13 protein-coding genes are annotated in these 12274 nt (G+C 60.9%); 7 read left to right on the top strand and 6 right to left on the bottom strand.

From position 1 onward, the window contains the following. Window positions 1-598 precede the first annotated feature (598 nt). Entirely contained in the window at window positions 599-1111 is a 513-nt protein-coding gene (locus ASU23_RS03615; RefSeq protein WP_156423084.1) for a hypothetical protein, read from the top strand. Window positions 1112-1124: 13 nt separating this feature from the next. Further along, on the top strand, window positions 1125-2108 hold the full coding sequence (locus ASU23_RS03620; RefSeq protein ID WP_058037267.1) for a DUF4238 domain-containing protein: 984 nt from the start codon (window positions 1125-1127) through the stop codon (window positions 2106-2108). Window positions 2109-2192: 84 nt separating this feature from the next. Here the strand turns inward: ASU23_RS03620 and ASU23_RS03625 are convergent, their stop codons facing one another. The 4 genes from ASU23_RS03625 to ASU23_RS33855 form a co-directional block, all read right to left on the bottom strand. Then, a complete protein-coding gene (locus ASU23_RS03625; protein ID WP_253741175.1) occupies window positions 2193-2414 on the bottom strand; it encodes a carboxymuconolactone decarboxylase family protein in 222 nt (73 codons plus the stop codon). 172 nt (window positions 2415-2586) lie between these two features. Next, complete coding sequence (locus ASU23_RS03630) at window positions 2587-3159, bottom strand: TIGR03086 family metal-binding protein (protein WP_058037268.1); 573 nt, start codon at window positions 3157-3159, stop codon at window positions 2587-2589. 352 nt (window positions 3160-3511) lie between these two features. Further along, complete coding sequence (locus ASU23_RS33850) at window positions 3512-3667, bottom strand: hypothetical protein (protein ID WP_156423085.1); 156 nt, start codon at window positions 3665-3667, stop codon at window positions 3512-3514. A gap of 986 nt (window positions 3668-4653) precedes the next feature. Continuing rightward, window positions 4654-4821 (bottom strand): hypothetical protein, encoded by a 168-nt coding sequence (locus tag ASU23_RS33855; RefSeq protein ID WP_156423086.1) that lies wholly within the window; start codon window positions 4819-4821, stop codon window positions 4654-4656. Between the two features lie 393 nt (window positions 4822-5214). On the opposite strand from ASU23_RS33855, the gene ASU23_RS03645 reads away from it, so the two are divergent. Together ASU23_RS03645 and ASU23_RS03650 are read left to right on the top strand one after the other, a co-directional pair. Further along, window positions 5215-5433, top strand: coding sequence for a hypothetical protein (locus ASU23_RS03645; RefSeq protein WP_058037287.1), 219 nt, complete (start codon window positions 5215-5217; stop codon window positions 5431-5433). A gap of 39 nt (window positions 5434-5472) precedes the next feature. Then, on the top strand, window positions 5473-6642 hold the full coding sequence (locus ASU23_RS03650; protein WP_082661315.1) for a flotillin family protein: 1170 nt from the start codon (window positions 5473-5475) through the stop codon (window positions 6640-6642). Between the two features lie 1761 nt (window positions 6643-8403). Here ASU23_RS03650 and ASU23_RS03655 read toward each other — a convergent pair. Then, complete coding sequence (locus ASU23_RS03655; RefSeq protein WP_058037271.1) at window positions 8404-8724, bottom strand: type II toxin-antitoxin system PemK/MazF family toxin; 321 nt, start codon at window positions 8722-8724, stop codon at window positions 8404-8406. Continuing rightward, window positions 8721-9068 carry a hypothetical protein gene (locus tag ASU23_RS03660; RefSeq protein ID WP_058037272.1) on the bottom strand — a complete coding sequence of 116 codons (348 nt, stop codon included), beginning with the start codon at window positions 9066-9068 and terminating at the stop codon, window positions 8721-8723. Before ASU23_RS03660 ends, ASU23_RS03655 begins: the two co-directional genes overlap by 4 nt. 133 nt (window positions 9069-9201) lie before the next feature. Here ASU23_RS03660 and ASU23_RS03665 point away from each other — a divergent pair, with 133 nt between their 5' ends. The 3 genes from ASU23_RS03665 (at window position 9202) to ASU23_RS03675 (ending at window position 12245) form a co-directional block, all read left to right on the top strand. Then, window positions 9202-9714, top strand: a complete 513-nt coding sequence (locus ASU23_RS03665) for a hypothetical protein (protein ID WP_058037288.1) — start codon at window positions 9202-9204, stop codon at window positions 9712-9714. Between the two features lie 662 nt (window positions 9715-10376). Further along, on the top strand, window positions 10377-10808 hold the full coding sequence (locus ASU23_RS03670) for a DUF1707 domain-containing protein (protein WP_058037273.1): 432 nt from the start codon (window positions 10377-10379) through the stop codon (window positions 10806-10808). A 396-nt stretch (window positions 10809-11204) separates the two neighbouring features. Further along, window positions 11205-12245 (top strand): iron ABC transporter substrate-binding protein, encoded by a 1041-nt coding sequence (locus ASU23_RS03675; protein WP_058037274.1) that lies wholly within the window; start codon window positions 11205-11207, stop codon window positions 12243-12245. Window positions 12246-12274: the final 29 nt, after the last annotated feature.

Raw genomic sequence — 12274 nt, forward strand, 5'->3', positions numbered from 1 at the left:
GGTCGAGTGCCGTTGCCGTCGATCGAGTCGCTTCGCTCCTCTGAATTCCGAATCTTGGTTCTCGCCAAACGAATTCATCGCAACGTCTGAACCGGTACCCGACACCCGAACGAGGCTGGGAAGGAGGGGGAGGGTCAGGAAAAACGCCCCGTCTCGCGTCCACTGCCTCGTCATCATCATGCTCCAATCATACACCCCCACCCACCAAACCGCAAAACAACCCGAAAACACAAAACACCGAAACCAGCACCACCACAACAACATTCGGCGTTGACGAAAATGCCACCGTGCACAAACCGCGAAAGCAACCGAACACCAAATGAATACCGAAACTCACTGACACACAACAACATTCAAAAACGAGCCCTACAACACCCCCGCACGACCCGGCACCACTCCCCCACACCACCCAACCCGAACATCCCGCCGGCCCCGCCGGCACCCAAAAACGCCGGCGCCCCACACACCCCCAACAACCACCCCAGGGACATGCCGTCACCCGCGTCACAACCTGAAACAAGCAACCACACAAAGATAGGACGCAGACGAGGTCCCTCCCAATGAGATATGCACGCTTGCCATGGAAAGATGCCGTTCTATGGCTACTGAGGAAGAAACTTCGAGGGCACAACAACCCGCAAGCATGGCGGGTCTCAAAAAGATCGAACGCGCATTTGAGATTCGCGATGAGCTACGTGATCTTCTCGAAGAACAACTCATAGCCGACCGCAAGGTAACTCGGAGAAGCAACGACAAGCATGGAACCTCCCCAACCGTTTGGGTCGAATGGATCATTGACGAGGTCCCCGATTACACCAGAGCTTCCCTGCTCATGGGCGATGTCATCCACAATCTTCGAGCAGCGATGGACCACGCGATGTGGTCAGTTACGCCCGAACGCATTCAGAAGAACAATCCTCGCGATGTAGCATTTCCGCTTCATGCCACGAAAGAGGGGTTCGACAAATGGCTTCGCAAACGTAAGAGCTGGTACGGGACTAACGTGACCGACGTTCTGCGCGTACAGCAGCCGTACCATGCCGGGGTCGACGCCTTACATCCTTTGCACATCCTGCAGTTCCTATCGAACACGGTTACGCCGATGGGCTGATCCCGCGGGACGCTTGCAGGTCTTCATCCGTGCGGACTCGAAATACTCCACCCGGGTAATCGCCGATGTTGCGGTCAAGGACTTCTACACTTTCATTGCACTCGACGGATCATCGAACTCGACGTACGAGGAATTCTTGTCGAAGGTCGAGGCAGATGCCGCCGCCACGATCGCGTGGCTATTGAATCCGTTGCGCCGCACTTCCACAGAGCTCACTACAGAGCAACGCTGGAGCCTGGACCTCTTCGTCGGCTTCCAATTGGTACGAGGACCTCGCTCCCGCAGGGAGATCGAGCAGCTTGCAGACGTCTACGGCAAGTCAGTTTCAGAAGGACGGATACCCGACGACGTTCTGTCCGGTCTGGAATTTGTCACCCACCAAAACGACCACATCCAAACGATGGGAGAACGCGCTGAGACTGTCGCGGATTGCCTTCACTCGCGACCTGCCAGGCTCGTCCGACTTGACCAACCACTGCTCTGGATCTCCGATGAGCCCGTCGTAGTCGAACACAACGACACGAACGAGGATCACCATCCCGACTGCTTCCTGACGAAGAAGCAACTGCGGCAGCGCGCTGCACGGGCCAAGAAAGCTGGGGGCAAGGAATACTCACACGTTCTCCACTTCCGGCCGACGCGCCGCCTGGGTGTGCTGAACGCGGACGCCATAATCATCCCGCTCGCACCGAACACAGCGCTCGCCTTCGGCCCACCAGCTCCGGCCCTCGACTTGTTAGTCCCTGACACGCGTTTGGTCGGGGATGCCGCTGTAGCCTTCGCGAAGACGCACAACGACGAAATATCTTCGAGCGCACTCGATGTCATCATCGGTTCGCCTCAGGACCAAGACTTCAACCGGCGGACAATGGCCCCACCCGCAGCCATCCTCCAGGTATGTGGCCCCAAAGGTGTGGCCACCGCTGCGATAAATGAAATCAATCCACGCATCCGGCCCCGCCGATACACCAAAGATGCACCGCCACCCCAGGAATAGCTCCCCTCTGCAGGTGCCTCCTCGCAGCTCAATGGGAACTAACTGCACCGTAGTCGTTATCGAACCTATCTCATACGGTGACCACTAGCGTTCCTTCACCGGACCGACGGGACGTCCCGCAGCGGCCTCTTCCCGAAGGATGGGGAGTCCGACATTGATCGCATGGATCCCGACAATGGTAGCGATTTTCAGCACCTCGAGGATTTCCTCGGTCGTAATTCCGAGGTCGAGGGCAGCACGGACGTGTCTGCGAACACCGGGCGCGTACAGGTGGGTGCAGGATACGTCGATGGCGATGCACAGCATTTGAACCACTTGGGGTGAGAGTATCCCGCTTTCGTACGGCTAGCATCGTCGACGTCATGTACTGCTCAGCCCACTCCGGATCGAGTTCCTCGGCGTTGGCGCCAGAGAATACTGATACCTGTTGCAGCGCAACATGCTCCGGACGGCCAGCCTCCCCAGTCGCTGGATTACCTCACGGTCGTGGGTCGCGTCCGATGAAAGCCAGAAATCGAGTCTGAACGTCGGAGCCGTCAGGCACATCTACCCGTGGCCCGTACTGACCGCTGGAACGCAGCACCTCATCCCAGGACTCCATACCCGCGAGCATCATGGCGCAGCGTTCAGGGTCGAGGGTCTCGTCCTGACCGGTAGCGCGCGCCAGGTCCCAGCTGTGCATGAACACGTCGGCGGTGAAGAACTGCGCCACAGCCTGAGGTAAGGATGCCTGACCGGTGTTCGGATGGGAGAAAACTTTGTCCCCGGCAGTCGGATCATCGAGCACGGCTTGGACACCGTCGTTGAAGACGCGCCACGCAGCTGCCGGATCGTCATCGACGTCCGGACCGGCAGGCAAAGTGATGCCGGCACCTTCCTGAAGGAACGGCGGAAACCACTCGACGAGGTGACGAACAACGTCGCGGGCCGTCCAACCCTCGACCGGGGCGGCCCTGTTCCAGGCTGCCTGATCGGGTACACCGTCGACGATTTCTGTGAAGCGACCAGCGAGTTCGCGGTACTCCTCCGCTGGAGTCTGATCGGGAGTCATCTGGTCCTCAGTTCTTCTGAATTGCGCTGGAATACATCTGCTGATTCGTTGCACCATGGTCGCCCTCGGGATTAAGAATGCGGCCACAATCTCGTCCGTCGCCGGCCCGCCCACCACCCGACCATGAGCACCGCACCCGTCGTCGTGACCGAACACGGCCCAACTGCATCCGACGCAGCCAAACCCCGACGATCACGATGCTCGAACGACCCGCACCCGACACCCGTCGCCACCCGAGAAAGATTCGTGGACTCCCCCAACGGGTGCACCGACCCGAGAGCGGCATCCGTGCCGCCACCACACACCACCGCATGAGTGACGCACGGGTCCCACTTACCGGATGCAGACTACGTCAGGTGGAAGCGTTGCGTTTGATCCAGCCCCACACAGCCGTAGCGACGAGGAGAACAACCCCGATGATCGCGAGCCAGAACAAACCTTTCACAACCAATCCCACGATCACGAAAACAAGCCAGAGAACCAGGAGAAAACCTATGAGACCCAACATCTTTACATCAATACACCCAAATCATTGACCACGCATCCACAACCCCGTACCAGGCTCCGGAGAACATACGGGAGATCCACTTCATCCGCAGAGCGGGTTGCCCGTTGCATGCGCCGACAGCGGCCGGAGCTCGACGGGACGGCATCGAGCCACTTGCCTCCGTGGAGCGAACAAAACCAACCGGGATACGCGTTCCTCTGTCGGTACCATGATCGCTCGGCCATAGCGGGTCCACGGCTGGCCGCCTGCGAGGCACAGAGCTGCCCAGCCTCCAACAGAGTGACCGGCGGCGATCAAACTTAGGTGGTCGTGACCATAGTCCGCTAGCGCAGTCTTCAGACTCGACACACGTTCTTGCAGTTGGTGCGTGATGTGGATCGAATCGTTGGTCTGCGGGTGCCATCACCACAAATCCGGCGTCGACGAAACCGTCGAGCTGAGCTCGATACCGTCTCGGATCTACCACTGCGCCGGGACCGAAGACTACGACGCCGTGTGGCGTTGTAAGGCTCGACGAGGATCAACGAAACTCGCGCCGGACAGTGGTCGCGGCCTCGGCCTGCTTGTTCAGCTCGCGGACTCGTCGGAGTCGGATATTTCTACTCCCGATTGCATTGGGAATCAACGCTGTCGGTACGTTCACATGGTTTAACTCGAACGGCGCCCGGACAAGCCGACACCCACCGATCGTTCCCGGCTCTCATCGAAACTCCAGGCAATGACTGTCGACAGCTCCACACCACGGCAGACACCCACGGAAACGCAAGTCCATCCTTCAAACCTTGCTCAACCTGCACAGCACTGCTCACGACGACAATGGGAGTGCTCGGTTGCCACGGAACCGATTTCACAGATCGAATACGCGGCATTCGAGTGCATCATTGCCTTCAGCGTCGTTCACCGTGAGACCAACCACCCCCATCGAGAACTCGCGTCGCTTACAGTCGCCATCGTCGATTCCCGAGAGCGGCGAACGATAGAGCGAGTCAGCCTCGGATGAGCAGACGCGCCAGGATGAAAGCCGCCGCGATAGCAGTACCGGTGGAAATTCCTTCCCACACGCTGCTACTCGTGACACCAGCAGTCACACCAAAGAAGGTGCCCGCTGACAGTGCAAGTACACCGTCGACACGCGCCGGACGATTCTGGTACATGCCACCAATTCTCTCACCAGTGACTGGTCGAATACCTCGTAACCGAGGTAAGCGACCCACCCGATAGCGGATCATGGACGTCGTATCCGCAGCATCCGTAAGCGGGTAAATATCTGAAATTCATTCGCGTCTGCGGCCTCACGACATAGCGCATTTTCACCGAACGGGTTCACAGCGATGCCGAAGGTGCTATTTCGCCCGAGTCCTCATTCCAGGTCAGATCTACCAGGAGTCGTGCGAGAGCAACTGCGGCCAGCCAATTCGGCAGCGCAAAGGTTCGACGCACCTCTACGCGGGCATTCTCACACCAGACAACGCAGGACTTTCGCGGCCTATTCGATGTACCGACGCAGCCAAGTGCGCGACGGGCTCATACGGAGGATTATGCATGGCATGGATGATTTTTCGGTGATCGGCTGCCTCGGTTCGTTGATGGTGGCGACCCGCGGATCTGCCGGCGCCGGGGAGGTTTTACTGGCCGTGCGAGGGTCGAAAGAGGCATACCTGGCGTGGTCGGACGAGCCGTTGCCGAAGGGCACCGAGGTGTTGGTGATCGACATCCGCGGCGCGCGGACCGTCCAGGTCGAACCCTGGCCCGGACTCAAAATGTGACGCGCGATCCGCAATTAATACGACCTGAGGAGCCAAAACATGTTCGGCTACAGAGTGCCTGCACCAGATGAAGCAATGCTGATCTCTGGAGGCAGAAGCAAAGGTGAGGCACCGTTCCGTGTGGTCACCGGACACGGCGCTTACATCATGCCGCTCTTTCGCAAAGTCCGGTTTCTCACGCTGGCGATGTGCGAGGCAGAGGTGGAGGAAACATGCGTCACCCAACAAGGGATCAGCCTCAACGTACGGGCGGTCATCGCGTTCAAAGTGGGCAATGACACCGAAAGCATCATCAGCGCAGGTCAACGCTTCCTCTCCGACCAGGATCAGATGTCGGTGCTCACCGGCCGAATCTTCGCCGGCCACCTACGATCGATCATCGGATCGATGACCGTGGAGCAGATCATCAAGGAACGTCAAAAACTCGCGACCGAAGTCCTCGACGGCTCGAAGGAAGAGATGGTCAAGATCGGGTTGAGCGTCGACGCACTACAAATCCAGTCCATCGACGACGGCTCCCTCGGCTATATCCGCGCGATGTCCGCACCACACAACGCTGCAATCCAACAGCAAGCGCAGATCGCCCAGGCAAAAGCGAATCAGGCTGCCGCCGAGGCCGAGCAGGAATCGCAACGGAATCAGGCCCAGTACGCCCGCCAGACTGCGATCGTGCAGGCCCAATACAAAGCCGAAGTCGACAAGGCGCAGGCCGAAGCAGCGCAGGCAGGACCATTAGCGCAGGCACAAGCACAACGGGAAGTGCTCGCAATGCAGACCGAGCTGGCACAGAGGGCCGCCGAGCTCCGGCAACAAGAGTTGGTTTCCGAGGTGGTCAAGCCCGCAGAGGCAGAGGCAGAGCGAGTGCGGATCCTGGCGCTGGCCGAGGCCGAGAAGATGAAGATCCAGGCCGAAGCGGCAGCCTCACACAACCGTGTCGCCCTCGATCGCCTGTTGATCGACCAGCTCCCCGAGATCGTCAAACAGGCCGCCCAAGGATTGTCAGGGGCAAACCTGACCGTCCTCAACGGCGCCGACGGACTCGGCGAGATCGCCACCGGACTCGTCGGGCAGGGCCTGGCAATCTACGACTCCTTACGCGACAGCCTCGGGCAACACCAGCCGACCGAGGACACCACCGGCCGCGGCGAACTCAACACACTACCCACACGTACCCGCTCCACCGGCTTGCCGTCCACTGAAGAGAACTGACGCCGCCCACAGACACCGCGAACAACACCGATCTGCCTGTCCACGTCGATTCGCGAGAGCGCCCCACCAGCGGGGTAAGAAGTACAAGTACAAGTCCGCGCCGCTGCTGAACGCGCGATGGTCCTTCAAACCCAGCCCCCCGTACCCATCGGAAAAGTTCCCGAACGGGGCACACATCCCCCAATCAAGTGAAGGGCCCGCCCCGGCGAGTGAACAGCCGGAAGGCTCGCCAGCGCGGCGAACTCGCGCTTCGATGAGTCGCTATTCGGAGTCTTCCATCAATGCCACTGAAGTGTGGGTGGACCGCCGACGTGAGCTTACTGCGCATGCCGGCGGTCCTGCGCGCCGCAGCAGACCAATGAGACGGCACCCAAACTCATGTGACCCACCGAGCCGGGATTCGCATCCAACCCGGCGGGCCCGTGCGTGCCGAAGTCTGGGGAGACCGGCACGCAGTCACAGTGGCCCACCGATTTCTGTGTGGCAGTTCCCAGTGGACCGTGCGCGCCGTAACCGACCAAGGTGGGCGCGCAGTGTTGGCGGTCCACCGAATCAGACTCTTGGGGAGGAAAAAATTCGGTGACCCGTCGCGCATTCTGCCCCGTTGAGGTTGAACACGCATCGGCCATGCTACGTCGAAAGACACCTCCACGCACCACTTCCGAGCCCATTCGCGGTCGATTCGTCGATCCGAATCCGGAAGCGAAAGATCGAAACCCCGCCCTGGAAAGGTGGAGAGTCGGGGGCGATCGAACGCAACCGCGCCAAGCACATGACACGGTGCCTCACCCATCGAAGGACAAACGGGCCCGCCCTCGGGGGAGGCCCGCGTCCCAGGGAGCGACATCTAGGAGGCGGGCCGCGCGCCAGACTCCGCCTGAAGATCTAGTGCGCCAACGACAAGATATCCAGCTCGACTCACGGCCAAACATGGTGCACGACACGAAAAAGTTTTGCTCGTCGACGTCGCACACCTATACGTGCGGCGCGAATTTCCCTACTGGGGCTCACCGACGAGCCGACTGCGAGACGTCGTCGGTGAGCCGTTGCATTCTTCCGATGCGCAGATCAGGCGACCCACCTGCCGGGGGTCGACCACCGATCAGTGGGTGCCCGATGCAGCACCCCCGAAACCGTTCCGCCGCAAAGCCCCTGTACCTCTGAACCAGCAGTCCCCAACATGAGAATCCGATGACGCCCCGACCTCGAGAAGTCGGGGCGTCATCTGCCAGTGGCTCACCCTCAGTTAGCTCGACGAACCACTGCCGACCCTATGTGTCGGTTCCTGAAAGAACGCTGAACGGGGATTCGAGTTTCAGTGCGAGGCGGAACTTCTCGCGCTGTTCAGCGGATTTCGTCTGCCGAATGGCCCGCCAGGCTGGGGTTAGGTGTCATGCCTGGCGGGCCTCTGCGTACTGAAGTCCGGGGACGTACGCAGACGGGGTGGCTCACTGGTCGGTGTCGGACACCTTCGCAGCGAGCGATAGCGCTGCCATGTCGGGATGGCGGTGCGAGGACGAACTATAGAGGGCGGAATCTGAAGGGAAGCTGAGAGTTTCACAAAGGTGGCCCTGCCGGAATCTGCGGGTTGTGTGTCAGGGAACGCGCTGTCTCAGAAAACCCCGCCAACGCTGCGGGTGAACGCGACTTCGGCGGGCGGTGCGCATCCGAACTGTCAGGGTCAGACGCGCAGCATCGTTGGCCCACCCGATCGACCGCTGGGGTTCCAGCGGTCGGGGCCACAGTCGTTCAGTGAATTCGTCAGGGCAGCCCGAGCGCAATTGCGAGCGCTTTGTTCAGTTTGACCCCAGTCGCGGGTGAGAGCGCTCCCGCGGGCCTGCTCGCGGCGATCTCGTCGTCGAAGAGCTGGATGAGGTCATCCGCCAGGATCGAACCGACCAGAGGATCAGCGGCCCCGAGGGAAACGGTCGTTGGAACACCGGGCTTCGGCGTTGTGGTCACCCGCGCAGCGAGGACCGTGTTCAGGGTCCGATTGCGGACATTGTTTGACACCACCACCCACGGCTTCTCTCCATGCCCCATGTCGAACCAGTAGATCTGCCCGCGAAGCGCGACCGTCATTCGCCGTAAGCCTGATCGACACGCTCGGCGTAGCGATTGCGGCGCGCGCTCTGCTCACCCAACCCATCTGCCTGATCCTTGGCAAGCACGGCGTAGCCGGCCTCGAGTGCCTTCTCACGGAGTGACTCCACCCCAGCGCGCAGTAGAGCGCGGACGATTCCCGACTCGGAATTGTCACGGACGATGATGTGATGCTGCTGCGCGAGCCGCTCGCGGAAGTCCGCCATTTCAAGGTCACGGACTGAGCGTCGCGTTTCACGATCGCGTGCAGGCCGCATCAAACGCGATGGGCGATCGGTAGGGTCTAGCTCGTCGAGCAGGCTGACGGCAGCAGCGACGGTCACCCGCCATCTGTCGAGCGTAAATCGTTGTCAGAACCGCATCCAGGCAAACTGCCGCGCACTCACCGATTCCAGTGCCACTATGGGCGATGTGGCCGACCCGCACGATCCGACACCCGAGAACGCATCTCGCGATGTGTCGTTACCGGACGGTTCACCGCGGTTCTCGAGCCGACGGTGGACAAAGATTCGGGAAGCGTGGGAGAACAACCTCGACCCGGGCGAACGCTCTGCGGTGTGGGCGTGGACCGCGTTCACCGTGACCTTCGGTAGCGTGCGTGTGCTGACTCACTGGATCAGGGCCGGGCACGGTCCCAGCGGTGGGGGAATGAGTATCGGCGGCAAACATTTCCACCATTACAACATCGGGATCGGCATGCTCACCGGCCTCGGGGCCGTCGCGTTGCGCGGCACTGAACGGCACCGTCGCCATCCCGCGGCCGCAATTGCTTACGGCGCCGGATCCGCATTGATCGTCGATGAGCTGGCGTTGCTTCTCGATCTGCAAGATGTGTACTGGGCCAACGAGGGACGCATCAGCGTCGACGCCGCGATAGGCGTCATCGGCGTCGGCGGCCTCGCAACTGCGGGGTTCGAGTTCTGGCCAGCTGTCCACCACGCGATCTGGGACCGCCCGACCAAGGACTGAGCCTCCCCGGCGACAGGGAATCGGCCACCGAAGCCGGCGTCGTCCGACTGCCGCTCATCTTTCGAGCGGCAAGCCCACGTTCGACACCCTTATCGTCACTCAGCGCCTGTATCCTCACCGCTCAAGGGGCTGGCCAGGGTGATTTGGTCGATGAGGGTGCATCCCTGGCCGGCCCCCTCCCTGATTACCGGTCGACTGGTCGGGGGTATGCCGAGACGAGAAGATTGCGGATCGAGAGGCATCTCAAATGAAGGACGTACGGCGCGCCATGACCGATACGGAGCTGGTCGCGGAGCTGAACAGGCTTGAGAGCCAGAACGAATTGGGTCGGTGCGAGGAGCTCCGATTGCAGATCGTCCGTGACGAGCTGGTCTGTCGTCAGTCCAAATCCCGCCGATCGGTCGGCATGTAACCGACACCAGCTCGCGGCGTTCAGGGGAGAGGTCAACCGTCTGGCGGAGGTGCGCTTCTGCTGGAAACTTATGTGTGAATCACGTGAGCCACTCACATCCGTCTCCCCGCCGTGATTCGAGTACCTCACGCACTGCGCTGAATTCGGCCGAAACCGAATACCATCTTCGAGCTGGCGATCGCTTTCAGTGTTTCTTCAGCAGCGGCGGGTCACTGTGGCGTGCAGATCACGGCCAACCACAGGAGACTTCATGGGAACCACCGACCTACAGTCCGCACCTATCGCACCCGGAATTCGAGCTTCGGACGCCGACCGCGAGCGGACGGCCGCCGCCCTCCATGCCGCCGCTTCTGCCGGCATGCTCACCCTCACCGAGGTGGACGAACGCTCACAGCTGCTGTACGCGAGTCGGTTTCGCCACGAACTCGAATTTCTGATGCAAGACCTGCCCACCGATACGCCACCAGAACGCACATCAGTCGTCGACGGCTCACTCAGCGACCACGTTCATGCCATGTGGGCGGCCCTGGTCGGTCTGCTTTTCGCCTGCGGGGCGCTGGCTCGGAAACACCCTCGAATCACCTCGGCGGCAGTGCTCACGTTTGCGGTTGTACTCGGCGTGCTGCTCGCCTTCGCCGGAACCGACATGCACGAGCATATGCAGAAAACCGTTACTCACTGACATCGAACTGAAGCGGCCAGCGTCACTGTCCTTCGAACCCGACTCGCTTCCTTCGCGCATGGCCTGAACCCAGAGCCAGGGAGACAGAAGCGAGCATTTCGCCGCGACAACCGCACGCTGCGCTCGGGACACATACCCGCGATCGGCCTGAACCCGTTCCTCTGCAACCAATCCGCCGTTGCTGCAATAGACCAGAGGGGTACCGGTTTCGTCGTCGCCTCGCTCCACCGGTGCCGCATCAGGACATCCCCTCTCTCACCCAGTGGACCCGCCACCCGCCACCGCCGCTACTCAGCAAGCGGCGACACGGATCATTAGGTTTGCCAATCCTGTATGTACCATCATTCCCCTGAAGACGGCTGGAAAAGGTCCCGCTGCGGTAAAGAAGGACAATCGATGAGGATACGAATCGGACTGATGTCGGGGGTCGCACTGGCCACCGCAGCGGTGCTGACGATTTCGGGGTGCTCGAATTCCGGTTCGGACGGCGGGACGGACCCTGGCGCGGCCACGAAAATCACCGTGTACAACGCGCAGCACGAGTCATTGACGCAGGAATGGGCCGATGCTTTCACCGCGGAGTCCGGAATCGAAGTAGAACTTCGTAACGGCAGCGATACCGAGCTCGGCAACCAGCTCGTCGCCGAAGGCGACCGCTCGCCGGCAGATGTGTTTCTCACCGAGAACTCGCCCGCTATGACACTTGTCGAGAATGCCGGGTTGTTCGCCGACGTGAACCAGAACGTCCTCGATCAGGTGCCCAGCCAGTACCGGCCGTCGAGCGGTAAGTGGACCGGTATCGCAGCCCGTTCCACCGTCTTCGCCTACAACAAGGACATGTTGAATCAGGATCAGCTGCCGAAGTCGCTGCTCGAACTGCAGGATCCCGCGTGGAAGGACCGGTGGGCCGCTTCGCCCTCGGGTGCAGACTTCCAGGCGATCGTCAGTGCGCTGCTCGAACTCAAGGGCGAGGACGCCACCCGGCAGTGGCTGGCAGGAATGAAGGACAACGTCCGCACCTACAAGGGCAACAGCACGGTGATGAAGGCTGTCAACGCCGGGGAAATCCCCGGTGGTCTCATTTACCACTACTACTGGTTCGGCGATCAGGCCAAGACCGGTGAGAACAGCAACAACGTCGCACTCCACTACTTCAAGAACGAGGACCCCGGTGCATTCGTCAGCGTCTCCGGTGGCGGCGTCCTGAAGTCAAGCTCAAAGCAGGATGCGGCGCAACAGTTCCTCGAGTTCGTCACCGGCCATAAGGGTCAGGAGGTCCTGCAGACCGGGACATCGTTCGAATACACGGTGGGCAGCGGCGTGGCAGCGAACCCGAAGCTCGTTCCCCTCGCCGAACTCCAGGCTCCACAGGTCGACCCTGCGAAGCTCAACAGCCCGCAGGTCACCGAGCTCATGACCGAAGCCGGCCTGCTCTGAATCTCGCACTGATCGGTCGGAGGCGGTCG

Source organism: Rhodococcus sp. KB6 (assembly GCF_001445685.1).
GTDB classification, from domain to species: domain Bacteria; phylum Actinomycetota; class Actinomycetes; order Mycobacteriales; family Mycobacteriaceae; genus Rhodococcus_F; species Rhodococcus_F qingshengii.